The organism is Rhodococcus sp. 21391 (assembly GCF_016772255.1).
GTDB lineage: Bacteria > Actinomycetota > Actinomycetes > Mycobacteriales > Mycobacteriaceae > Rhodococcus_F > Rhodococcus_F opacus.
Genome location: NZ_CP063781.1, coordinates 4,535,500 through 4,559,070 on the forward strand (window position 1 = coordinate 4,535,500; position 23,571 = coordinate 4,559,070).

The following is a 23,571-nucleotide window of genomic DNA, read 5'->3' on the forward strand; positions in this document are numbered from 1 at the left end:
ACTGAGGTGTGGGCATAAACATACTCCGAGTCTGTAACCCTGTCTTTGTGACGCGCTGAATCAGCACATCCGGTGTGAGCGATCCTCCGGAAGTCCGCGGCGCCGGGCAGGTAGGGCGAGCTACAGCCCGACCTCGATGGCTCCGGCCGCCAGCAACTTGCCGATCTTCTCCGCCGAGACCGGGCGGCTGAACAGGAAGCCCTGGGCCCGATGGCATCCCATTTCGACAAGTTGCCGGGCCGACTCGACGTTCTCGACTCCCTCCGCGACCAACTCCAGGCCGAACGATTCGGCGAGACCGATGATGGACTTCACGATCGCCCGATCCTCGGGGTTGGTGTCCAGATTCATCACGAAGCCCTTGTCGATCTTCAGCGTCCCCACCGGCAGCGCCTTGAGGTGGCTGAGCGAGCTGAACCCGGTGCCGAAGTCGTCGATCGCCACCTCCACGTCCATCGCGTGCAGCCCTTCGAGCGCTTCACGCGTCCAGGTCAGATCACTGAGCACTGCGTTCTCGGTGATCTCCAGGCACAGCGCGCCCTTCCGAACGTCGAATTCCGTCAACGCGCTCGCAACGACGTCGAGGAAGTCCAGACCGGCCAACTGCCCCGGCGAGACGTTGACGCGCAGATCCAAATCCAGCTCGGGCACCTGCGACCGCCAGTCGGCCCACTGCCGGCAGGCCTTCCGGATCACCCAGCGCCCGAGCTCACCGGCCACATTCGTCGCCTCGGCGACGTCGATGAACGACGCCGGTTGCAGCAACCCGAGCAGCGGGTGATTCCACCGCACCAGGGCCTCCACGCCGATGATCCGGCCGGTCCGCAGGTCGACCTCGGGCTGGTACTCGAGGAACAGCGACTCGTCCGCGATGGCCGCACGCAGACTGAGCTCGATCACGTTGCGTTTCTCGCTCTCCTCCTGCATCTCGTCGGTGAACACGCTTATCGCATTGCCGCCCTTGGTCTTCGCAACCATGACGGCCTGGTCGGCCTGGCTGAGGAGCGAACTGGTGGTGGCCTTGCCCGGAATTCCGGCCGCGACGCCGATACTGACGCTGCGGCTGACCACCTCGCGGCCGAGACGCACCCGTTCGGTCACGACGTCGCGGATGTGCTGCGCCCGCACCTCCGCCTCCTCCAGGCCCACCGATCCGCCGAGCACGAGCACGAATTCGTCGCCGCCCAGCCGGGAGACGAGGTCGTCGGTCTGGCTGGTCGATCGGAGCCGGTCCGCGATCGTGGAGATGAACCCGTCACCGGCCCCGTGACCGAAGAAGTCGTTGAGAGGCTTCAGCCGGTCCAGGTCGAGGAACAGGATCGCGACCGGCCCCGGTTCGGACTCGGCGAGACGGGTGTCCAGGTGGTGGTAGAGCGCGCGCCGGTTACTGAGTCCGGTGAGGGAATCGTGGTCGGCGGAGTAACGCAACTGCTCCTCCACGACGATGCGCGCCTGGACCTGGGCGAGCAGGGCGGCGATCGCCTTGAGGACGTCGACCTCCGGAGGCGTCCAGTCGCGGTCGCCGAACTTGATGAATCCGAGCGTGCCCGTCGTCGTGTCACCGGACAACAGCGGAACGGCCGCGAGCGACACCTGCGGCACCCCGGACGCCTCGCGAACCCGCTCGTTGTAATCCGGACCGGACACCTCCGGCCGGAAGATGGCCACTTCCTTCTGGTGCTCGATCTGCGCGAATGTCGAGTCGGCGTCCTTGAAATAGACGACGCCGAGCGGGTCGGGGTCGGGGATGAAGGGCCGGAGCGGGTATTCCGCGACCAGGACCGTCGCCGCGATCTCGTGGTCGGTGAACCGGAGGAAGCTGGTGTCGACCTCGAAGTGCTCCACGAGATCCTGCAACACGCGGGTGGCCACGGGCTTGAACGAGACCGCATCGACAGGCGTGAGCCGGGACGCCACGGTTGTCACCAGGGTCTCGAGCTTTTCGGTTTGCTTCTCGGTGTTCACTGACCCTCCTGTCCTTACGATATCCGCCTGCGAACCCGGTCGGCGAGGCGCTCACTCCGAACCGACGGGCCCGGCGCATGGCTGAGCCGCAACACCATGGCGAGCGCTTCACCCGCCTTCGCTCCGACGACGTCGAACAGTTCCTCCCGCAGCCTCTCCAATGGTGCCGCATACCGTGGTGAGAGTTGTTCGAGTTCCGCACTTTCCACACCGTAGAGAAATATCGGTGAAATCGGCTGGACGGCGAGCCCGAGCGTCTGGGCGTGGATCCACACACTCTCGGTCGCCTCACCGCCGCGCACGTAGTCCCGAGGGGTGCTGCCCGGAATCGCAACGACCGCGACAGCCGAGCTCGACGAGACGCGGTCCGCAGTTGACTTACCCAGCGCCTGTCCCCCGTCCTGTGCGCCCAACCGTTCCATGACGTCGGGTCTCCGCAGCAGTGCGAGGGTCGACAGTTCCGCCGAGTCGAGTTCCAGTGCGCGAACGTCGATGCCGGTCTCGACCGAATCCAGGGGCGGCCACCGCAACTCGCCGATCATTTCGCGGTGCAGGGTCGGTGTGAGGAATCGGATACGGTCCGACTCCGCCAGGATGGCGGCGATCGTCGCGATGTCGTCCCTGTCGGTCACCAGGCAGAGGCGTGCACCCTCCCGAGATGCCGCCTCCGAGAGAAGCCGCGCCTGCGTGTCGTCCAATGGCCGGGGCACGCCCGGCATGCGGTTGGTGGTCCGGTCGAGCATGTGCTCGTAGCGGTCGGTGAGTTCCCGGTCGTTTCCGCTGCCGAACGTCATCGTGGCAACGGGAAGTCCCGGATCTCCGTCGTGGACCGTCACGGTGCCGAGCAGTCCGGCGGCCGACGCGGCGATCCGGGCGTTGTGCAGGGCGGCCCCGACCGCGACATAACTGCCCCGGTACCCGACGTCCATGGCCGTCGAGTGCTCCGGGGCCAGGGAGATGGTCAGCCCGTCGTCGTCCGCCGCGATCGTCCACGGCTGGACGTTGCCGCCGGACGGCGCGCGGGCCGCTGCATACACGACGGCGTCGACGGCGTCGCGCGAGACCGCGGCAGCCGCCTCGCGATCCGCGGGCTCCTTCGGCAGGTCGTGCGGTCTCGGCGGATCGGCGAGGGCATCGAGATGCTGGTCCAGGTCCATGCGGCACCGACCCGACGCGAGCGGTTGTCCGAGCCCGATGCGCCGCACCGCCGCCGCAACCTCCGCCCCGCCGAGCAGCACCTCACCCCCGAGCTGAGGCCACGTGGATATGGTTTCGTCCACCTCCACCAACGACGCGGCCATCGTCGCCGACAGCTGTCCGGCGTCGAGAATCCGAAGTACGAGCGGAATCTTGTCCCGTGAGCCGAGCCCCGCCAGCGACTCCACGTCGACGTCACCGATCAGTCCGTGAAAGACGGGCCGATCGGGTTCGAGGTCGAATCGCTCGACGTCCAGCAGACCCCTGTCACTGGTCGCCATCAGCACCGGCAATCCCCTGCGCCTGGCCTCCCGCCGGAGGGACACCTTCACGTCGAGGGAGTCACATTCGTCGATCACCACGTCCAAGCCGTCCAGGAATTCGGCCACCGACTCGACGTCGAGACCGTCCTCCCACAACGTCACAGTGACGTAAGGGTCGATCTCCGCGATACGGCGGGCGGCGACCACGGCCTTGTTCACCCCGAGGTCCAGGACGGTGCCGGGAACCCGGTTCAGATTGGACAGTTCGAGGGTGTCGAAGTCCGCAAGCCGCAGGCCGCCGCACGCCCCTTCCAGCGTGAGCGCCAACGCGACCGCATGACCGACGCTCAGACCGACGATCCCGACGGTCACATGCTCGAGACGTTCCTGCTCGTGCGCGGTGATCTTGTTCCGATTCCGGTCCAGCCGCAGTCGCCGAAACGACGTGCGTCCGAGCAGACGCACCACGGTCCGACGCCACGAGTAGTACGCCCACACCGGAGACTCGTCCAGCACGCCGGCCCCCGGCGTGGGAACAAGGGAACGCAGAGCGTCCCTCTGGTGCTCGAGCCGATCGACGAAGACCACCGCGGGGTCGCGGCGGAGGCGGTCGAGTACCGCCGCGTCCCCGGAGTGGCCCTCGTCGAGCAGCAGGGCGGTGTACTCATCGTGGGTTTCGTTCACGAGACGCTCCGCATCGGCCGAACGACGCCTCCTCCCGCCCCCGTCGCGATGGCTGCCGACGGCGTCGGTCGGGACGTCGTGAGTAACAGTTGGGACAGCTGCATTGCTTCGGCGCGGCCCCTGCGCCTACTCCGATCCCACCACATCAGCCGCGTCTCGTAACGGTCATCCGGATAGGGCACGGGAGCAATATGGTCGGCCACCACGCCACCGGTGGTTCGCCACGTGTCCAGGACGTGGGATGCGGCCGTCGCGAGCATGAACTGGACGTCGAGCAGATCCATCGAGAAGGTGGCGATGCGGCCCAGTGCGCCGACGAGTTCACCCCGCCGGGCGGCGGTATCCGACACCCATGCACCCTTCGCCTCCACGACACCGAACGGAAGTCGGTCTTCGATCATTCGACGGACGGCGGGAGCTCCAGGATGGTTGCTCCATTCCGTGATCGCATGCGCCTGAACTGCGGAAAGGTACGGTCCCTGCACCCGGACACCCGCTGCGACCGAACCGTTCGGCTCGATGGCGACGAAGAAGATCGCGGTTGTGTCGCCGCCCTGTATCCGGCGGTATTCGAGAGCTTTCTCGGCGCCGTACTTGCGATAGCCCGCTACCGCACCCTCGAGATATGCTTCCCAGAGCTCAGGCTCCTCGGTGGGCCGGGCGACGACGAAGCGACACTCCGACCGCGGATCCCACACGCTCAGAGTTCGGTCAATTAAGGTATCGGTCGACCGTGCGTCGATCTGCGGACGCGACAGCTGTTCAACAGGCATTGGGCTTTCCCATCGGAGTCGGTGCGGCAATTCCGGGGACTCACGGGTTACGTAAAGACCCCAAGAACTGGACACACGAACCCGGTCACAGCCCCGCGGCTACCTATTTTCCGCGTTTACACCGGATTTGTCACCTGTGATGCCACAAACGAGCTCAAAAACAAACTTCAGGTTGGTAATTGCCAACCAGGCATTTAAGTCAGGGAAATGAACAGCTCGACGTTGCTCGGAGCGTGGAAGACCTCGATCTCCTCTGCATAGGCGCGCTCGATGCGCCCTTCCTTCTCGGCCAGCTCCGCCTGAATCCATACATCCTCGATCGGGTCTGACGACCGCCCGTCAGGTGTGAACTTGGCGAAATAGCCGGCCGGGACTCGCACCAGCACGTCACCGATCTCGAGATTGCCGAGGCCGATACACCGATATCCGATCACGGCGGTCCACCCCAGATCTGGGACCGCAATATATACGGTGGTCAACTCCGCGGTGCCGCGTTGCTGGATTCGCTCGCGGGTGAACTTCATCAGGTCGGTCGAGTGCGCCGACGAACTGAGCTCCGTGCGTGGCAGAACAAGCCCACCGAAGTCGGCGGACTCACGCTTGACGATCTCGAAACTCATTGCGGCCCCTGCATCGTGGCGGGTGACACTATCGCCACGTACAAATCGATTCCGAAGGCGTGCGGGTAGAACTCGAAGTCGCCGGTGTAGGACCGTTGAATCTGCTGCGATTCCTCCGCATCACGAATCTGCCCCCAGAGCGCGTCGAAGAGGTCGGGAAAAGTTCCGACCGAGGAGAACTTCGCATAGGTTCCCGCAGGAATCCGCGATACCAGGTGCCCGCGTGCGACCTGATCGATCGAAGTGCACTCGTAGCCCACGATTTGCGTGTAGTACGAATTGATCTCGGGAGCGTGGTCGACGTAGGCAGACGCCAATGGCTTGTCCACGTTCTGCGCGAGAAGGGTCGACCACGTCTTTTCAAGATCCTTGTCGCGCGCTTTTCCCAGCGCCCTCTTCGGACTGCGGACGGCCAGTCCGGCGACCAGTGTCTCTTCGCGTTCGACTATGACGAACGGCATCGGGCACCCTCCGATGTCATCGGCACATTGGGTTTTCAATGACAATTATTGCTCGCCCGCCTTAAATTCGGAGGGCGAGATATCACCATACCTCGTCCAGTATCCGCGGTCTGCGGCCTTAGCCGCGAAAACCTCCACGACCACGGAAACACTCAATTGATCAAGTCCCCACGAGCTGTCAAACAAAAAGGGACTCTATCGCGTATTTGAGTGCTTAACATACTCAAAGTTGGTTTTGACCCTTGCAAGACGACCTAGAGTGTGGTTTATTGGACGGATCGAGACCCTGGGTGTGACGCAACTAACACAGAGCGACCTCCAGATCTCGGTGACGAGGGGAGACTGCCCGTGCGCTGCCGACTGTGCGACTCCGATCGCTTGCGAAGCGTCCTGGATCTGGGGGCGACGCCGCCGTGCGAGCTCTTCTTGACCGAGCAAGGCCTGGACGCCCCCGAGACGAACTATCCGCTGCACCTGCGCATCTGCGAGGAATGCCTCCTGCTTCAGGTTCCGGCCCTGATTTCTCCGGAGGACACCTTCACCGACTATGCCTACTACTCTTCCTACTCGGATTCATGGGTGGAGCACGCACGGCAGTTCGTCCGGTCCTCGGTGTCGCGGCTCGGCCTCGACGCGAATTCGCTGATCGTCGAAGTCGCGAGCAATGACGGTTACCTGCTGCAGCACGCGGTCGACGCCGGGATCCGCTGCGTCGGAATCGAACCGTCGCACAACGTCGGCGCGGCCGCACGTGAACGAGGTGTTCCCACTCTCACGGCATTTCTCGACGAGGAACTCGCCGCCGACGTCCGCGCCGAGCACGGTCCGGCAGACCTCGTGGTTGCGAACAACGTGTATGCGCACATCCCCGACCTCCGCGGGTTCACTCGGGCACTGCGTACCCTCGTCGCCGACGACGGCCAGCTGAGTATCGAGGTGCACCACGCACTGAATCTGATCGTCCTCGCGCAGTTCGACACGGTCTATCACGAGCACTTTCAGTACTACACACTCCTCTCCGCCATGCGTGCGCTTGCCACGGCCGGCCTCTCGGTCGTCGATGTGGAACTTCTGGAGACACATGGCGGCTCGATCCGGATCTGGGCACGTCCCGACACTGCCGGCGCAGTGCCCACCCCGAGCGTCACCGACGTATTGAAGGCGGAGGAAGACGCCGGACTGCACAACGTCGACGGATACAGCCGGCTCGAAATTCAGGCGAGAGCCGCTCGACAAGAATTGCTCGGGTTCCTTCTCGACTGCCGGGCCCAGAACAGGACCGTCGTCGGCTACGGCGCTCCCGGCAAGGGAAACACCCTATTGAACTACTGCGGAATTCGCCCCGACCTACTCGAATACACGGTCGACCGCAATCCGTACAAGCACGGCCGGTACACGCCGGGCACCCGGATCCCGATTCTCGATCCCCGACAGATCGAGAAAGATCGGCCGGATGTCGTTCTCGCCCTGCCGTGGAACCTCGAGGGAGAGCTGACCGAACAACTGCGCTACATCAGTGAGTGGGGCGGAGAGCTCGTGTATCCGCTCCCCTCCCTGCACAGAGCGACATTCCAACCCGACAGCGTGGCAAGGAGGCTCACGACATGAAAGTTGTCCTGTTCTGCGGCGGATACGGCCTACGCATGCGCAACGACCACAATGACGTGATCCCCAAACCCATGCAGATGGTCGGACCACGTCCGCTGCTATGGCATGTAATGCACTACTACGCTCATTTCGGCCATACGGAGTTCATTCTCTGCCTCGGGTACGGGGCGGAGGCCATCAAAGACTATTTCCTCGACTACCGCGAGGCGGAATCCAACGACTTCGTTTTGCGTGCGAGCAAGATCGAGCTGCTGAATTCCGACATCAGCGACTGGTCGATCACATTCGTCGATACCGGTCTGGAGTCTGCGATCGGCGAGCGTCTGCGACGCGTTCGCCAGCACCTCGGCGAAGACGAGTACTTTCTCGCGAACTATGCAGACGTGCTCACCGACGCCCCCCTCGACGACGTCATCACAAAGTTCCACGAGTCGGGCGCGGCAGCATCCATGCTCGTCGTCACGCCCCAGTCCTCGTTCCACTGCGTCAACGTGGCCGAGAACGGCGAGGTCAAGGAGATCATCCCGGTCAGCCGGCTGCCCATCTGGGAGAACGGCGGATATTTCGTCCTCAGTCGGGAGATCTTCGATCTCCTTCCCCCTGGCGGCGATCTCGTGGCCGATGTGTGTGAACGTCTTGCCGGTGAAGGCCGTTTGTTCGGGTACCGCCATGAGGGGTTCTGGAAGCCGGCGGACACTTTCAAGGAGCGCGCCGAACTCGATTCGAACTACTCGCAAGGCATCCATCCGTGGATGGTGTGGGAGCCGTCGCAGCCCGCACACAGCGCATGATGATCAGCCTCGACACATTGGGGCTCCACGAAGTGGCTGTACTCGGTGCGCACTGTGACGACGTTGCGATCGGGCTCGGAGGCACCCTCCTCACACTTGCTTCCAGCACTCCCGGCCTTCGCGTCCGGGCGCTCGTCCTGGCAGGAGCCGACGCCCGCCGCGAGATAGAGGAGCGTCATGCGTTGGCGGCATTGTGTCCCGACGCCGACCTCGAGCTCACGGTTCTCGACGTTCCGGACGGATACGCACCGGCATATTGGGAGCCGATCAAGAAGGCAGTCGAGGCCTTCGGGCGCGATTGCCATCCCGACGTGGTGTTCGCTCCGCACCGAGCCGATGCACACCAGGACCACCGAATGCTGGCGGAGCTGGTTCCGACGGTGTTCCGTGACCATCTGATCCTGGGGTACGAGATCCTCAAGTGGGAGAACGACACACCTCGGACGTCGATCTACCACCCGCTCACCCGCGCTGTGGCGACGGAAAAGGCGCGGATACTGCTGAAGCATTACCCCTCCCAAACCACCCACGACTGGTTCGACGAAGACTCCTTCCTCGGGCTGTCGCGGCTGAGGGGTGTGCAGAGCAGACAACCGCACGCGGAGGCGTTCGTCCTCGAAAAGGCAACCATCCGATTCGGAAGGACCTGACATGCGAGTGCTCCTTACCGGCCACCAGGGATACCTCGGTTCGGTCATGGTTCCGATATTGCACACGCGCGGGCACGACGTCGTGGGTCTCGATTCCGGGCTCTTCGCCGGGTGCGTACTCGGTCCTGCACCCGCCGACCCTCCCTCTTTCGATGTAGACCTGCGGGACGTGACAGAGCAGCATCTGGGCGGCTTCGATGCCGTGATTCACCTTGCAGCGCTCTCGAACGACCCGCTGGGGTCTCTCGCACCGGACATCACCTACGAGATCAATCATCGAGCGTCCGTCCGGCTGGCTCGCCTGGCGAAGGAAGCCGGTGTGCGGCGATTTCTGTATGCCTCGACCTGCTCCGTATACGGTTCGGCCGGTATCGAGTTGGTTACGGAGTCCGCACCACTGCGTCCGCTCACGCCATACGCCGAGAGCAAGGTGCGTGTCGAGGAAGACGTAGCCGCACTCGCCGACTCCGGGTTCTCTCCGGTTTTCCTGCGCAACGCGACCGCCTTCGGATTCTCCCCACGGCTGCGCGCCGACATCGTCCTCAACAACCTGGTCGGCACCGCGATGCTGACGGGCACGGTGCGAGTCTTGTCGGACGGCACGCCGTGGCGCCCACTGGTACATGCGCAAGACATCGCCAGCGCGTTCGCGTGTGCACTCACCGCGCCGGTCGACCGGATCCACTGCGTCGCCTATAACGTCGGTACCGAGACAAACAATGTGACGGTGGCACAGATCGCCGAGGCCGCCGCCGCCGCGGTTCCCGACTCACAAGTGCTCATTACGGGAGAGACGGGCTCGGACCCGCGGTCCTACCGTGTCGACTTCTCTGCCATCCGCACGGCATTCGAGGACTTCGTGCCGCGATGGAGCATCGTCGACGGAGCGGCCGAGTTGTACGACCGGTACACCCGCTGGGGCCTCACGGACGTGCTCTTCACGCAGCGTTTCACCCGACTCGCCCATCTTCAGCAACTCGAGCGCACCGGTGTACTCGACGAGTCCCTGCGTTTCCAGCGAGTTGGAGCCGGCCATGAATGACGGACACTGCCAGGAACGGTCACAGCCGTTCGAGCAACGCCGTCCAACTCCCTGCGGCGGCGTCTCGTTCGCTGATCAGCGATACCGGAAGCGGCCACGATATCGCGAGGCGGGGGTCGTCGTGGGCCACTGCGATGTCTGCCGTCGGATCGTGCTCACGATCGATGCGATAACACACATCCGCGCTCTCGGTGAGTGCCTGGAATCCGTGCAGGAAGCCGGGCGGAACGTAGAGATGCGCGAAGTCCACATCGTCGAGCCGGAATGCCTGCTTCCTACCGAACGTCGGCGACTCCCTGCGAATATCGACCAGGACATCGTAGATCGCACCATGGGCGCACCGGACCAGCTTCGCCTCACCTGGACTCGCCCGTCCGTGCATGCCGCGAACCACACCACGCCGCGACCGGGACTGCGAATCCTGCAGGAAGTCTGCGGCCAGGATTCCAGTCGCTCCCACATGTTCATCGAACTGGCCGGCTTCGAACGTGCGAGTGAAGAGGCCTCTGTCGTCACGATGGGGCACCGGCCGGAACACCCGGACGTCCGTCAATTCGGTGGTTTCAACGTGCACGCTGCAATTCTTGCGCACAAGGGCCGGGTCGGCCACCGATTCCATCGCACCGAGGTTCCGACATGATGGCCTGTCGAGGCTGTGGCGTCGCAGTGTTCGATCGAGTACTCGACCTCGGTTCGATGCCCGCGGCCGACTTCTTCCCTCCAGTTGGTAGTCCGGTCACGCCAGCCGAATCGGCGCACTGCCTGACAATGGCGTTGTGTCGCGAGTGCGGTCTTGCTCAGCTCGTCGACGACGACACGGCGCCGGAGGAACCACGTGGCGTCGAACCGGAGGCTTTGAGAACACAAGCATGCACAGCTGTTCGAGCCGTCGCCGATGCCGGGTATCTCACGGGCGACACGGTTACCGAGTTCGGCAGTCCACACGGCGGAACATGGTTACCGCTGCTCACCGCGCGGGGGTTCCGTGTCGCGACGGACCGGCGCACAGCCTCGGTGGTCATCGATTGTTTCGGGATCATGCACGAACCTGACCAGCGGGCTGCCTTCTCGGTGCGGGCAGCGGCACTCGACGCCGACGGCGTCCTGCTCATTCAATTTCATTCTCTTACTGCGATTGTGAAGCACCAGCAGTGGACGGCACTCCGGCACGGTCACTTCGCATACTATTCCTTGACGTCACTCCGACGGTTGCTGGCCGACGCAGGACTACACCTCACACACGCCTGGCTATTCGATCTTTACGGCGGCACGGTCTTGGCGGCCGCACGCCGTTCGCCGTGCGCACCGCCGACACCTCGCGTTCATCGCATACTGGTCGATGAACGCATGGCCGGTGTTACGAACCCTGTCACGGTCCAATCCTTGCAACTCGCCGCGGACACGAATGCGGCAGCCTTTCGCGACTGGCTGACAGCGATGGCGCAGCGGCACTGTCGGGTGTTCGCCTACGGCGCCGCATCTCGGGCAGTACCACTGTTCGCCCACGCGGGCGTCGACCGAGGCCTTGTGGCGGCAGTCGCCGACGCATCCACCGCCAAACAAGGGCGGCGAATGCCCGGCACCGATGTGCCGATCATCTCGCCTGAGCAATTGCTTCGCGCTCATCCGGACAAGGTCGTGCTCACGCTGCCGGATCTGCTACCCGAAGTGTCGCAGCGTTATCCGGAACTGTCCGGGCGGTGGGTCCTTCCATCCGAAACACCACGCGTTCCTGCTCCTCCGCTCATCCGCGCTCGGAGTCGAGAGCATCTGGCGCCGAGACACCGTGAGACGTACGCGGACACGCCGACGACCCGAGGCGGCCGGCTCGATTCGCGTTCAGCCGCCAGCAACCGAGATGAAGTACAGCCATGACCACCAGCACCCGTCGAATATTGCGAATCGGCCCCTCGTATCCACGACCTCCAACGACACGCACGGTCCGCCACTCCGCAGACATCGTTCCGGATTCGCTGCAGGCTCCCACCCGGCTTCTGGCGAGAAGGCGAGCACAGGCCTATCTGCTCCCGCTCGCTGCAGACTTCATCGTGCTGTCCGTCGTGTGTTCACTGACACGGATCGATCGTCCCGCACAGTCCGCAGCGATAATCGTCGCGGTCCTGGCCTTCACGGGCGCGTACCGACCCCACCTGACGCTCTCACTACTCGACACCCTGCCCCGGCTCGCACTAGCAAGCACGCTGGCGGCATTGGCCACCGCACTGGTGCTGACCCCGAACGGAACATTGGTAGGGGCGGCGAAGCTGGCTGCAGTGACCCTCTTGGCGGTCGTACTGTCCCGCAACGCCACCTATCCGGTCGAACGTTTCCTCAGACGGAAACTCCGCGGCGGTCGTCGAACGGTGATCATCGGCGGCGGTCCGGTCGCGAAGATACTGGCGGACAGCATCGTCACGGAGCCCTCGTCTGGACTGCAGTTGATCGGACTACTCGACGACTCCCCACAAGCGGAGACCGCGCGCAATGGGAACGTACCGATCACCCCGCTGCGGGGAAACCTGCGTGAGTACCTCACGACCCACTACGTCGACACGGCAGTACTCGCCTTTCCCCACGCCGTCGACGGCGCGGTCATCCACGCGTTGCGTGAGTGCGACCGCATCGACTGCGAGATCTTCGTTGTTCCTCGACTGTGGGAGATGACTGCGGTCACCGGCGACATGGAACACATCGGCACCGTCCCATTGAAGAAGTTTCGCCGAGCGGCACACCGATCGTTCCTGTGGCGGGTGAAGTTATGGATGGGCCGAGTCCTCAGCGCGGCAATGCTTGTGGCGTTGGCCCCGACATTCCTCGCGATCGCTCTCGCAGTGTATCTCTCGGACCGATCGGCACCGGTTTTGTTCAGACAGAAGCGAGTCGGTTTGGACGACCGGGTGTTCGAACTTCTCAAGTTCCGAACAATGAGCCCAGCAAGCGACCACGAATCCGCTACCCACTGGTGCATTGCACACGACGCCAGGATCGGGCGTCTCGGTCGGATCCTGCGGGCGACTTCGCTCGACGAGTTGCCTCAACTGTGGAATGTCATCCGGGGAGACATGACACTCGTCGGCCCGAGGCCGGAACGTCCCCACTTCGTCGACAAGTTCCACGCCACGGTTCCCAACTATGAAGCGCGCCATCGCGTGCCGACGGGAATAACGGGATGGGCCGCCGTCAACGGTCTGCGCGGCGACACGTCGATCGGGGACCGCACGCGGTTCGACAACTACTACATCGAGAATTGGAGCATGTGGTTCGACGTCAAGGTACTACTCATGACCGTAGTGGCGGTAGTGAGGCTCGGAGGCAAGTAGCAGAAGTGGCGCAGGGCCCACCGGTCGGCACCCCCGGCTGACTCAGCAGCCGACGTGCAGCCGGTTCCCCCGCGACACAACGGTGCGGGAGCGCACGGCGAGTCGCTGAAAGGCCGCTCTCATCAGGCGCATATCTCCGGCTAGAACATCTGCACGACAGAGGAACTCGGGATAATCACGGGCAATTCGGTGATGGAAGCGAAGCATGTCCGACAGCTTGCTGACTGTCGATGTTCGACTGCACATGTTGAAGGTGGAGTCGCGCCACGCAGCCACGAGCTCGGGCATTCCGAAGAACATCCCGAAAGCTGTTACCCGCGCAAAAAGATCCACGTCCATGGGGAATACGAGATCACCACGGAATCCGCCCACACGATCGAAATGCTCTCGTCGGAACATCGCGGCAGCTGTCGGCCCGAAGTCGGCCGGCCCTCGTCGGACAATTGTCCTCATCAGTGTGCGCGGAGTATGAAGCCCCTCCAAGCCGGGAATCCCCAGTCGTGACTCCCGCAACGCTCCGTTCTCGTCGATCACGTCGAACTTGGCGGCGCTGAGAGCTATTGCCGGATCAGCCATTACACGCAACTGAGTTTCGAGCGATCCCGGCATCAGGACGTCATCTGCACAGACGACTTTCACCAATCGTCCGTTCGAGAATTCGACTGCCTTGTTCCAGTTGGCGCCGATCGGCAGAACGACGTCGTTGCGAAAGACTCGCACTCGTGAGTCACTGAACGACTGCGCAATCGATTGAGTGGCGTCCTTGCTCGCATTGTCGAGAACGACCAGATCGACTGCGACGTCCTGGTCGAGGATCGATCGCAACGTCTCTTCGAGAGTACAGGCGGCGTTATATGCGGGAACGCAGACGGAAACCGTGGCAGCAGCCATCGCTATTCTCCCACCGAACTTTTGACGCGAGCGACAATCATGATCCTCGTTGTGCACCAATACTTCCTGGCGGACAGGACTGATTCAAATTCTATCACGCCGAGCGGCTCGAGACCTCGGCCGGGACGAGCATCGCGAAAGTCCCGCAACGACATCGCGCGGCCGTGCGCAGCACTGTAGAGTTTAATTGTCCGGTACCGAATGGACCGGCGTGACAGCGCAATAGCAACGACAGCCGGCGCGAAATGAACTTTACGGTGGGTAGCCCACAACTCGACAACTCTCGGTCTCTGCGACTCCACATGACGGGATCGGAGTGGTTCACGTCGGGGCCTGGTGGACTGAACCGATATTTCACCGACCTGTATTCCACACTGAATCAGCGACCGGGCGTCGATGTTTCCGCTGCGGCGTTCGGTAGGCCCGAGCAGGGTGGGCATTCGTGGGGCCCGGTCGGTGCATCGACGCTGCGCCGCGCGTACACCGCTTTCCGCGACGCCAGCGCTCTACCGCCGGACGCGGTCATCGACCGACATTTCTGCCTCTATGGACGCTCGGCGATCGACGGGCATGGCAAACACCCCCTGGTTGTTCACTTTCACGGGCCCTGGGCGGCCGAAAGTCGCATGGTCGGGGCCAGTGAGACAGTTGCGCGGTCGAAGTACTGGATCGAGCGGCTCCGCTACGCCGGCGCAGATCGCTTCGTCGTGCTGTCCAAGCACTTCCGCAATCTGCTCGTCGCGAACTACCAGGTGCCAGAAGACAGGATCAGGGTTATTCCTCCTGGTGTCGATCTCAACCGATTTCGCCCATCGGATCATCCCTCGGCGTCATGCACGATCCTCTGCGTGCGACGCCTCGAGAGGAGGATGGGTATACATGTTCTGCTCCGGTCATGGCAAGCAGTCATCGCTGCTCATCCCGACGCCCGACTCGTGATAGTCGGTACGGGCACCGAAGAATCGGCGCTCCGGGTTCAAGCTGCCGAGTCCGGCTACGGCGACGCCATCACATTCGAGGGCACCGCCACTGACGGACGACTGGCTCAGTTGTACGGACAGGCAGCGGTAACCATCGTCCCATCCGTCGCCCTCGAAGGGTTCGGACTCATCGCGCTCGAATCCCTGGCCTCCGGGCGCGCCCCGATCGTGACCGAGTGCGGCGGATTGCCGGACGCTGTACAGGAACTCGACACTTCCTTGATCGTTCCTGCCGGCGACGCCGATGCGCTCGGAGACCGGATCGTCCGCGCTCTGGACGGAAACGTTCCCGGGCCCGGACAGTGCCGTGCTCACGCCGAAACGTTCTCCTGGGACGCCGCCTCGCAGCAGCACATCTCGATGTACGAGGAACTGGTCTCATGACGAAGGCCCTGTTCATCACACACACAGCCGCACCCTCCGGAGCAGAGTTGGCCACACTTCGGTTGGCAGTCGCTCTGCGCGACACTGGGGCAGATGACTCCAGGTGTCGGGGAATCGTTGTCGCGGTGGTGTGTGCGCAGGACGGTCCGATTGTCGATCGCATGCGCGAAGCAGGTGTGGAAACCATCGTCCTTCGAAACACTTTCGACAGTCGCGCCATGACTGTCCACAGCAGGAGCCTGCGCCGACTCATCGTGGGATTCTTCGGACTCGTCAAGATCGGGTGGTCGGCCGGTGCGACCGCGAGGGCGACAAGGGCGACAGTTCTTGTCGCAGAGAGTACCAAGGCTCTGATCATCGGCGCCGTCGCTGCGAGACGCGCAAGGATCCCACTCGTCTGGCAGGTGCACGACCGCGTATCCGCCGAGTACTTCGGAGGTCTCCTCTCGAGCCTCATTCGCGGGCTCGGCTGGGTGGTCAGCCGAGGGTACATCGCCAACAGTAGATCCACGATGAGTACGCTGTTCGCCTGGCACAGGGCAGCGCTCGTCGCCTACCCCGGCGTCGAACCGAGCAGTCGCGACGATCACGTAAGTCAACGTCGCCCCTCCGAGACTGTTGTCGTCGCCGTCGGACGCTTGACGCCCTGGAAAGGTCAGGACGTGTTGCTGCGCGCGCTAGCCGAGACGACTGTCCGACCTGAGCGCGTCTATCTCGTCGGAGGGACACTCTTCGACGAGGAAGCATTTCGTGTACGTCTGGAGCGCCTCGCGCACGAACTCGAACTTCCAGTCATCTTCACGGGACACGTCGACAACCCCGACGCCTACATGCGGCGTGCCGACATATTGGTGCACTGCTCCGTCATCGCGGAACCGTTCGGTCAGGTCGTGGTGGAGGGGATGAACGCGGGCTGCGCGGTAATCGCCTCGGGCCCCGGTGGCCCAACCGAGATCGTCGAGTCAGGGATCAACGGGCTACTCGTCGACGGCGGTGATCAGAAGCAACTGACAACGGCGCTGAATACATTGATCGGAGACCGTGAGCTCCGTCGACGTCTGTCGGCAGCGGGCCGACGGCGCGCAGCTCACTTCGGCATAGCCGCGTCCGCTCGCGACATAGCATCGTTTCTCGACACCGTGACTGCTACGCCGAAACGTAAGCGAGCAGCACATGCCTGACGATCGCAGAGAAATCCACATCATCACTGTCGTACGTGACATCGCATTCGTAAGCTTCGGGAAGTACGGCCAGTATGTCATCACGGTGGTGACACTTCCGTTGATAGCGCGAGTTCTCGGAACTGAAGGACTCGGGCTACTCGCGATCGGAATGTCTTCCTACTTCATCGGATCTCTGCTCGTCGATCTCGGTATCACCCAGTTTCTCGCCGCGATGGTCCACAGCGCAGATATCAATCAGCTCCGCGGAAACTACCTGGTGATCCGAGCGGCCATCCTCGGGACCATCGGTGCCGCACTGATCTCCAGCCTGGTCGTCGGCGTCGATATCCACCTGCACATGATCTTGCTCGGGTTGTTCGCCGGTGGGTTCTGGTCCCTTTCGGAAGACTGGGTTCTCATCGGGCAAGGTCGATTCGGAGCCTCGATGGCGTATCAGGGCATCGGCCGAATCGCATATCTCGTGCTCCTGATGTCGTTACTCCCACGCCTACCCCATCCGTCCGTCGCACTCCTCTGTTTACTCGTGTCGTCCACTCTGACTGTCGCGCTGACCTGGCGGGACTCTCTCAAGAAATTCGGCCGCCCTTGTCGTCCGTACAAGGTGATATCCATTCTCCGAATGGGAGCGCCCGTCCTCACCTCACGTTTGCTCGTGGCAAGTTACGGCCAGGGCGCAGCAGCGGTGTACTCCTCGGTGCTCGATGCGGTGTCCATCGGCCTGTATTCTGCCGGAGACCGACTCGTGCGAGCCATACAGTCCTTGCTCGACCCCATAGGCTTCGCTCTGCTGCCACGCATGGCCCGCCACAGTGACGACGATCGGTTCTGGCGACGCGCAACCCAAGCACTGGTCGTATGTCTCTGCGCGGCCGGAGTTGCGACTGTCGCGGTGTGGATTGCAGCCCCGACCTTGATCAACCTCATCTTCGGAAGCGAGTTTTCCGAGGCAATTCCGCTCCTGCGGGTCGAGGTACTTATACTTCCCGCGACCGCCTTGACGTCATTTGTCACCACCGCGGTCTTACCCGTCAAGCAGGACACGAGCGGCGTCTTGATCGGTGCAACCGTCGGAACGTGCGTCGCAGCCGCGTCATTGTTCGTCGCTGCACTGACCCAATCGGTGTGGGCCCTCGTCTACGGCACATTGTGCTGCGAGTTTTCCGTGGCGCTGTGGTACATCGTCCGTATGCGGCAACTCGCCGGTCGCGAACGGAACGAGCGCAATGCCGGCGGCACCGTCACAGAGGTCGCGCTGGTGCACAAGGAGAATCGACTATGAAGATCCTGTATGTCGGCGACGACTGGGTCGGAAGCAACGCTCGATCGCTCGCCAATGGCTTCCGGCAGGCGGGACACGACGTCGTCGTTGTCGACTCGACGTCAGTGTCACTTCCGACGCGGCTGTCACCTCCGTGGATTTATGCGAAGGCTACTCACCGGCGTGCTCCCTGGAGCGTCGAAGCTGTTCATTCGCGCATCGATGCGATCGCTGCCGAATTCCGGCCCGACATGGTGTTCGGATTCAAAGCAGTCTTCCTCGACCAGCGACGCCTCCTCGGCGTCCCGGCGAAATTCCATGTTCACTACAGCCCCGACGACACGTCGAACCCTTACAACACTTCACCCGGCTACCTGGAACTCGAGAACGAATGGGACCTCGTCGTCACCACCAAGCGTCACAACATTCCGGAGTTGCTCGACCGTGGTGCGCGCGCCGTCAAGTTCGTTCTCAGCGCGTACGACCCCGCGTGGCACCACCTTTCGGCGCGACGCGACTCCAGGCAATACGTCGTCGGGTTCATCGGAGCCTGCCGTCCCGACCGCCGCGATCGCTTGATCTCGTTGGCACGAAAGTACGGCGGGAAGATGCTCGTCCGAGGGCCTGGCTGGCGCCGGGTACCGGAGTTGCAGGTCACCCACGCCCACGTCGCGGGTCCGGTGTACGGAGAACATTTCGCCTCTGAAGTCGCATCCGTGACGGCGAACCTCGTTCTGCTCAACTCTGACAACCGGGACACACACACCTGCAGAAGTTTCGAAGTGCCCGCCTCCGGCGGACTCTTCGTGGGTGAAAGGACAAGCGAACATGCGGAACTTCTGGAGGAGGGCGCGGAATGTCTCTTGTTTTCGAACGAGAACGAGTTGAACGAGATCGTGGAATGGTGCGTGAAGAGTCCCGGCCAGGCGGAGAAGGTTGCCGAGTCGGGTTTCCGGCGGATCGTGGAGGGTAGACACAGATATGTGGATCGTGCCCGAGAGATCGTCGATGAAATCGGCTGACAATCGAGAATCGGAACGCGATATATGAACAATCCCGAACTCCAGATATTGCTCGTCATAGGAGCACTGGCGACAATCGTCATCGCCGCTGCATACGTTCACGGAATCGCACGTGTCTTCCTCATCGCGCAGGCGGCCTACTGGAGCCTGTCCTACGTCGCGCGTCCGATCGTCCTTCTCCTGGTGCGGCCGCAACCACGGTTCGGCGACAGCATCGCCGATCCGCGACTGGCCACGATTGGATACGACTATGGGATCGCGATGGTCTTGCGACCCGTGGTGTTCGGGCTGTGGGTGTACGCGATCATCGTTGTGGCGTATGCGGTCTGGATCCGGCATCGCCCAGCGCGGGACCGTGACGCGTGCGTTCCAGTCCGTTCCGCTGTTGACGCGAATCTGATTCCTACACTCTGGACCATCTATGCGATCGGCGTGCTCGGGCGAGTTGTATCGTACGCAACAGGTTCCACCGCCTCTGCCGGACAAACACAAAGCCCGAACCCGATACTCAGCTTCGTGACGCTGATGGCGGTTATCGGCGCCCTCGGGCTGATCGTCTTCTACCGACCGGTCAATCGCAGGGCCACCATTGCGGTTATCGGTGCGCTGACTGTCATGGAGTTGATGTGGACTGTCGCAATCGAATCGAAGACACCGATCATGGGCGCCGCGCTGGCGATTGCAGTCCGCTTCGCACTCACCGGATGGTCCAGGATCAAGGTCGCCGCGATCGCGGTGATCTCGGTTCTGGGAATAGCCGCGTTCGGCTGGCTGCAGGCCATCAAGGCATCCGCTCTCGCGAAAGCACAGTCCGAGATTCTTGATGCGAGCTATCCGGCAGCCATGCAGCCTTTCCTCAGCATCCTGCGCAGGTTCGATCTGCTCGAGGCCGCGACGGACAGCTACTACCTGGGCGGACGGCCTTGGCTCAACCTGTCGGACGTCACACACCATGCGCTCATCAGCATGGTGCCGGAACAGCTTCTCGGGACCTCGAAGTTCCAGTCCGGGACCGCGTGGGCAATCGAAGTCCGCGGGTCGTCTGTCGACATGACGAGGGTGTCCGTCTCACTGGCCGAGGGAAACATCAACGAGGGTTTCGTACTCGGCGGGTATCCCGGGGTCGCCGTCGGCGTCGTCTTCACCTTCGCGTTGGTGCTGGCGGGAGTGCGTGCGTTGCATTCACGGAACATCATCCCGATCTCTATGGGTCTCATGCTGATCGAGGTTCCCGTCTTCTTCGAGCGGGGAATTCTGGGCAGCATGGAACTCCTCGGAAAGTCACTTCAGGTGGCCATTCTGGTCTGGATTGTCTACCTGCTCGTCGGAGAATACCGAAGACGAAGTGAAGGGTCTTCGAAACAGAAACCGCAGGAACCGCCACACACACTCGTCGGCGCGGCGCGGTCGAAAAATTGGAGCGGTACGTCCCTCTCGCCGATCGGCATGCCCGCGCAGTCGGCGATCACCCCGCCGTTCACGGTCGGGCCACGGAGAACGCGTGCAGCTCCAGCCTTCTTCGATCGGGGAATTCTGGGCAGCATGGAACTCCTCGGAAAGTCACTTCAGGTGGCCATTCTGGTCTGGATTGTCTACCTGCTCGTCGGAAAACACCGAAGACGCACTGAATGGTCTTCGAAACAGAAACCGCAGGAACCGCAGGAACCGCCGCAAGGGGAAATTGCACTCGTCGGCGCGGCGCTGTCGAAAGGTTGAAGGACATGCGATTGATCGACTATTGGCACATTGCTCGCCGCCGCTGGATTCTCATCTCGGCGATCACGCTTCTCTGTGTGGCGGGCGCCGCCGGCTACAGCTCCATGCAACCGACCACATATCAGTCGACCAGCCGACTGTACGTGACGATGGCAACCGGAACGTCGGTGAACGACGTATACCAGGGTGGTCTTGCCGCCCAGCAGCGAGTGACGTCATATGTAAACCTCGCCGCGAGTTCCAACGTCGCTCAACGTGTCGTCGACCAACTCGGTTTGCCGATGTCTGCCGGCGAGCTGCAGGGCAAGATCACCGCCTCATTCCCCCCGGCCACCGCGCTGCTGGACGTCACGGTCACCGATTCGACAGCCGAGGGTGCCGTCATGTTGACCGACGCCGTGGTCTCTCAGTTCCGAAGGCTGATAGACGAATTGGAGACCATCCAGACCGACGCGGCTCCTGCTGCGAGGGTTTCGGTCGTCGATCCGGCCACAGATCCCACCGCGATCAATGGACCCAACTCGCGGCGGCTGCTCGGTATCGGCCTTCTCGCCGGATTGGTGCTCGGCTGTTTGGCGGCACTCGTGAAAGACCGCATGGACCGCACGATCCGGACATCGCATGAACTCGGTGAAATTCTGCCGGTCCCCGTTCTCGCCATTCTCGATATCGGGGAACCCGGTGCTGTCGGGGAGGCTCGCCGACTGCGCACTCGATTGATCCAGGCGGGAGGTGGCGACAATGGGATGACAGTGATGCTCACAAGTCTGTCGGCACGTTCACAACCGGATGTCTCGGTCATACTTGCGAAGGCATTCGCCGACAGCGGTCGGCGGGTCGTGTTGATCGATGCGGATACCACGGGAAGTGGGATCTCCAACGATCTTCCCGTGTCCGACTCGGGCCTCGCAGACCTCCTGCGCACGACGTCGTCCCCCATCGACGAGTTGTCGACATGCGCTGACACCGGGATCAGCGTGCTGGCCCTCGGATCTGTCGACGATCAAACAAGTGACCTGCTCGCATCCGAGCGCCTCACGCAAATCGTATCCGCACTCCGTAGCGACTTCGACTACGTCGTCATCGACGCCGCCCCGGTCGGATCTGCCGCCGACGCACTTACGCTCTCCGGGCATTGCGACGGCACAGTCGCTGTCGTCGAAATGGGGAGATCCACGTCACCGCAGGTACTCGGCGCACTGGCGACGTTCGATCAAGGTGGCTCCCGGATGGTCGGAGCCGTAGCAATATCGAAGAAGCACGTCAACTGGCTTCGCAAGATGATTCGCAGGCCGAACAGCGGACCACTCCGCACACGGATTACCGACACGGAATCGCAGAAGGAGGAACCCGCGATCGTCCTCGATGCAACGGCAGACACACTCGAGGCGGACCGGTGACCGACGATGTCCTGAATCGGCGGCGGTTGCTGGCTCGTTCACTGGGTGTCGCAGCAGCACTACCGCTGGCGGCTGCCGCGTGCTCGTCATCGGCCGAGGAACCGACTGTCGAGTTCACCTCGCCACATGTCTCCGATGTCCCCTCCGCGCGCAACGTGCGGGATTTCGGGGCTGTCGGCGATGGCAAGGCCGATGACACGACGGCGATCGCCACCGCTTGTGCGGTCGGCGACGGGCCCCTGGTTCTCTACCTGCCCGCCGGTGCCTACCGCGTCACCGCATGGCCCGACCTGCCCGACTACGCCGCTGTCATCGGAGACGGCAGCGACGTCACAACCATCGGTTACGCCGGGGACGGGCCACTGATCGCACTTCGAGGAAAGCACCGGGTGAGTTTCAAGCGCCTGGGGATCTACGTGACCGGCGCAACCGGCGCGGCGGTGTCCCTGTCCGAGTGCTTCAGATGCTCGTTCGATTCCGTCGTACTCCGCGGCGGACACGTCAGTACCAACTATCCCGAGTTCACACAACAGCGAGGGGTCATACTCGACCAGAACACGGGTGGCACTGCGTTCATCAATTGCGATGTCAACAACTTCGGAATCGGACTCACAACCAGATGCATTCAGAACTACGTCACCTCTTCGAAGTTCACGAGCAATTACGTCGGAGTGCTGGGGACGGGAAATGATCACAGTGCCGGGCTGTCAATGGTCAACGTCGAGTTCGTATCCGACACCGATCCGAACACCACGGACAAGCACGTGTTGATCGACGGAGCGGCAAACGATTGGTGGTTGACGAATGTCTGGTTCGAGGGCGCCGACATCGCCCTGTCGATCGGGAATCGCGATCGTGGGGGGCCCGCGCAATTCGGCCTGGTCAACTGCAAGGTCGCAGCACGCTCGGTGTGCATGGACCTGGTGTATTGCCGGCAGCCCTACCTTGCCAACGTCCAGTTCGATTCGGATACCCAGCGGCCGGCAATCGAAGTCCGCGTCGATTCCGAGGGGTGTCCGGACGGCACCGCCGTCAATCTGCTCTCCAGCACAGCTTCCGACATCGATCCGAAATCGTTCCCTGAAGGGTGGAGCGTGACTGGTCGCGGGCAGGTAAGTGGAGTTACCTTCGTAGGAACCGTGATTACTCGCGCAGGCATTGGCAGTGCCGACCTCCTGCAGGCGCAATCCCCCAATGGTGCAGTACTTTCCGCGGTTCTGTCGACCGGAGAGTGGATCGTCGACCGAGCCGACAGCGGAGTCGTGCTGAAGGATTCGGGCGACAACTACTGGAGACTCACGGTCTCGACCGATGGCAGTGTGAAGACCTCACCGCTCGGTAGGCGCCGACCGACTGGCTAGA

General features: G+C 62.7%; 20 protein-coding genes. 13 read left to right on the top strand and 7 right to left on the bottom strand.

Annotated features, from left to right (window positions below; all coding sequences use genetic code 11):
* Positions 1-120: 120 nt before the first annotated feature.
* From GO592_RS21035 to GO592_RS21055, 5 genes are all read right to left on the bottom strand, one after another.
* Positions 121-1,965 carry a putative bifunctional diguanylate cyclase/phosphodiesterase gene (locus GO592_RS21035; protein WP_007300120.1) on the bottom strand — a complete coding sequence of 615 codons (1,845 nt, stop codon included), beginning with the start codon at positions 1,963-1,965 and terminating at the stop codon, positions 121-123.
* Between the two features lie 14 nt (positions 1,966-1,979).
* Positions 1,980-4,109 (bottom strand): Rv1355c family protein, encoded by a 2,130-nt coding sequence (locus GO592_RS21040; protein WP_007300119.1) that lies wholly within the window; start codon positions 4,107-4,109, stop codon positions 1,980-1,982.
* Positions 4,106-4,882: a hypothetical protein gene (locus GO592_RS21045; protein WP_039952693.1), complete on the bottom strand. Its 777-nt coding sequence runs from the start codon at positions 4,880-4,882 to the stop codon at positions 4,106-4,108. The genes GO592_RS21040 and GO592_RS21045 overlap by 4 nt, the downstream gene beginning before the upstream one ends.
* A 194-nt stretch (positions 4,883-5,076) precedes the next feature.
* Positions 5,077-5,502, bottom strand: a complete 426-nt coding sequence (locus tag GO592_RS21050; RefSeq protein ID WP_005568617.1) for a hypothetical protein — start codon at positions 5,500-5,502, stop codon at positions 5,077-5,079.
* Positions 5,499-5,963: a GyrI-like domain-containing protein gene (locus GO592_RS21055; RefSeq protein ID WP_005568618.1), complete on the bottom strand. Its 465-nt coding sequence runs from the start codon at positions 5,961-5,963 to the stop codon at positions 5,499-5,501. Before GO592_RS21055 ends, GO592_RS21050 begins: the two co-directional genes overlap by 4 nt.
* 348 nt (positions 5,964-6,311) lie before the next feature.
* Between GO592_RS21055 and GO592_RS21060 the strand changes: the two genes are divergently transcribed.
* The 4 genes from GO592_RS21060 to GO592_RS21075 are packed head-to-tail and all read left to right on the top strand — an operon-like array spanning position 6,312 to position 10,054.
* Positions 6,312-7,571 carry a class I SAM-dependent methyltransferase gene (locus GO592_RS21060; protein ID WP_005568620.1) on the top strand — a complete coding sequence of 420 codons (1,260 nt, stop codon included), beginning with the start codon at positions 6,312-6,314 and terminating at the stop codon, positions 7,569-7,571.
* Positions 7,568-8,362 (top strand): glucose-1-phosphate cytidylyltransferase, encoded by a 795-nt coding sequence (locus GO592_RS21065; protein WP_005238822.1) that lies wholly within the window; start codon positions 7,568-7,570, stop codon positions 8,360-8,362. The genes GO592_RS21060 and GO592_RS21065 overlap by 4 nt, the downstream gene beginning before the upstream one ends.
* Positions 8,362-9,012 carry a PIG-L deacetylase family protein gene (locus tag GO592_RS21070; RefSeq protein WP_037203464.1) on the top strand — a complete coding sequence of 217 codons (651 nt, stop codon included), beginning with the start codon at positions 8,362-8,364 and terminating at the stop codon, positions 9,010-9,012. Before GO592_RS21065 ends, GO592_RS21070 begins: the two co-directional genes overlap by 1 nt.
* A 1-nt stretch (position 9,013) precedes the next feature.
* Complete coding sequence (locus GO592_RS21075; protein ID WP_005255587.1) at positions 9,014-10,054, top strand: NAD-dependent epimerase/dehydratase family protein; 1,041 nt, start codon at positions 9,014-9,016, stop codon at positions 10,052-10,054.
* A 19-nt stretch (positions 10,055-10,073) separates the two neighbouring features.
* Here the strand turns inward: GO592_RS21075 and GO592_RS21080 are convergent, their stop codons facing one another.
* Entirely contained in the window at positions 10,074-10,673 is a 600-nt protein-coding gene (locus GO592_RS21080) for a dTDP-4-dehydrorhamnose 3,5-epimerase family protein (protein ID WP_005568622.1), read from the bottom strand.
* 17 nt (positions 10,674-10,690) lie between these two features.
* Here GO592_RS21080 and GO592_RS21085 point away from each other — a divergent pair, with 17 nt between their 5' ends.
* Together GO592_RS21085 and GO592_RS21090 are read left to right on the top strand one after the other, a co-directional pair.
* Positions 10,691-11,929, top strand: a complete 1,239-nt coding sequence (locus tag GO592_RS21085; RefSeq protein ID WP_007300117.1) for a transferase — start codon at positions 10,691-10,693, stop codon at positions 11,927-11,929.
* Positions 11,926-13,374 carry a sugar transferase gene (locus GO592_RS21090; protein WP_007300116.1) on the top strand — a complete coding sequence of 483 codons (1,449 nt, stop codon included), beginning with the start codon at positions 11,926-11,928 and terminating at the stop codon, positions 13,372-13,374. The genes GO592_RS21085 and GO592_RS21090 overlap by 4 nt, the downstream gene beginning before the upstream one ends.
* Before the next feature lie 42 nt (positions 13,375-13,416).
* Here the strand turns inward: GO592_RS21090 and GO592_RS21095 are convergent, their stop codons facing one another.
* Entirely contained in the window at positions 13,417-14,265 is an 849-nt protein-coding gene (locus GO592_RS21095; RefSeq protein ID WP_007300115.1) for a glycosyltransferase family 2 protein, read from the bottom strand.
* A 302-nt stretch (positions 14,266-14,567) separates the two neighbouring features.
* On the opposite strand from GO592_RS21095, the gene GO592_RS21100 reads away from it, so the two are divergent.
* Genes GO592_RS21100 through GO592_RS21130 form a run of 7 tightly spaced genes read left to right on the top strand, consistent with a single transcriptional unit; the run spans position 14,568 to position 23,570 of the window.
* Positions 14,568-15,629: a glycosyltransferase family 4 protein gene (locus tag GO592_RS21100; RefSeq protein WP_007300114.1), complete on the top strand. Its 1,062-nt coding sequence runs from the start codon at positions 14,568-14,570 to the stop codon at positions 15,627-15,629.
* A complete protein-coding gene (locus GO592_RS21105) occupies positions 15,626-16,810 on the top strand; it encodes a glycosyltransferase family 4 protein (protein ID WP_005255581.1) in 1,185 nt (394 codons plus the stop codon). Before GO592_RS21100 ends, GO592_RS21105 begins: the two co-directional genes overlap by 4 nt.
* A complete protein-coding gene (locus tag GO592_RS21110) occupies positions 16,803-18,092 on the top strand; it encodes a lipopolysaccharide biosynthesis protein (RefSeq protein WP_005568632.1) in 1,290 nt (429 codons plus the stop codon). Before GO592_RS21105 ends, GO592_RS21110 begins: the two co-directional genes overlap by 8 nt.
* A complete protein-coding gene (locus tag GO592_RS21115) occupies positions 18,089-19,093 on the top strand; it encodes a CgeB family protein (protein ID WP_005568634.1) in 1,005 nt (334 codons plus the stop codon). The genes GO592_RS21110 and GO592_RS21115 overlap by 4 nt, the downstream gene beginning before the upstream one ends.
* Before the next feature lie 24 nt (positions 19,094-19,117).
* Complete coding sequence (locus GO592_RS21120) at positions 19,118-20,809, top strand: hypothetical protein (RefSeq protein WP_202714947.1); 1,692 nt, start codon at positions 19,118-19,120, stop codon at positions 20,807-20,809.
* A gap of 5 nt (positions 20,810-20,814) precedes the next feature.
* Positions 20,815-22,209, top strand: coding sequence for a polysaccharide biosynthesis tyrosine autokinase (locus GO592_RS21125; protein WP_005568637.1), 1,395 nt, complete (start codon positions 20,815-20,817; stop codon positions 22,207-22,209).
* Complete coding sequence (locus GO592_RS21130; protein ID WP_005568639.1) at positions 22,206-23,570, top strand: glycosyl hydrolase family 28-related protein; 1,365 nt, start codon at positions 22,206-22,208, stop codon at positions 23,568-23,570. Before GO592_RS21125 ends, GO592_RS21130 begins: the two co-directional genes overlap by 4 nt.
* Position 23,571 lies beyond the last annotated feature (1 nt).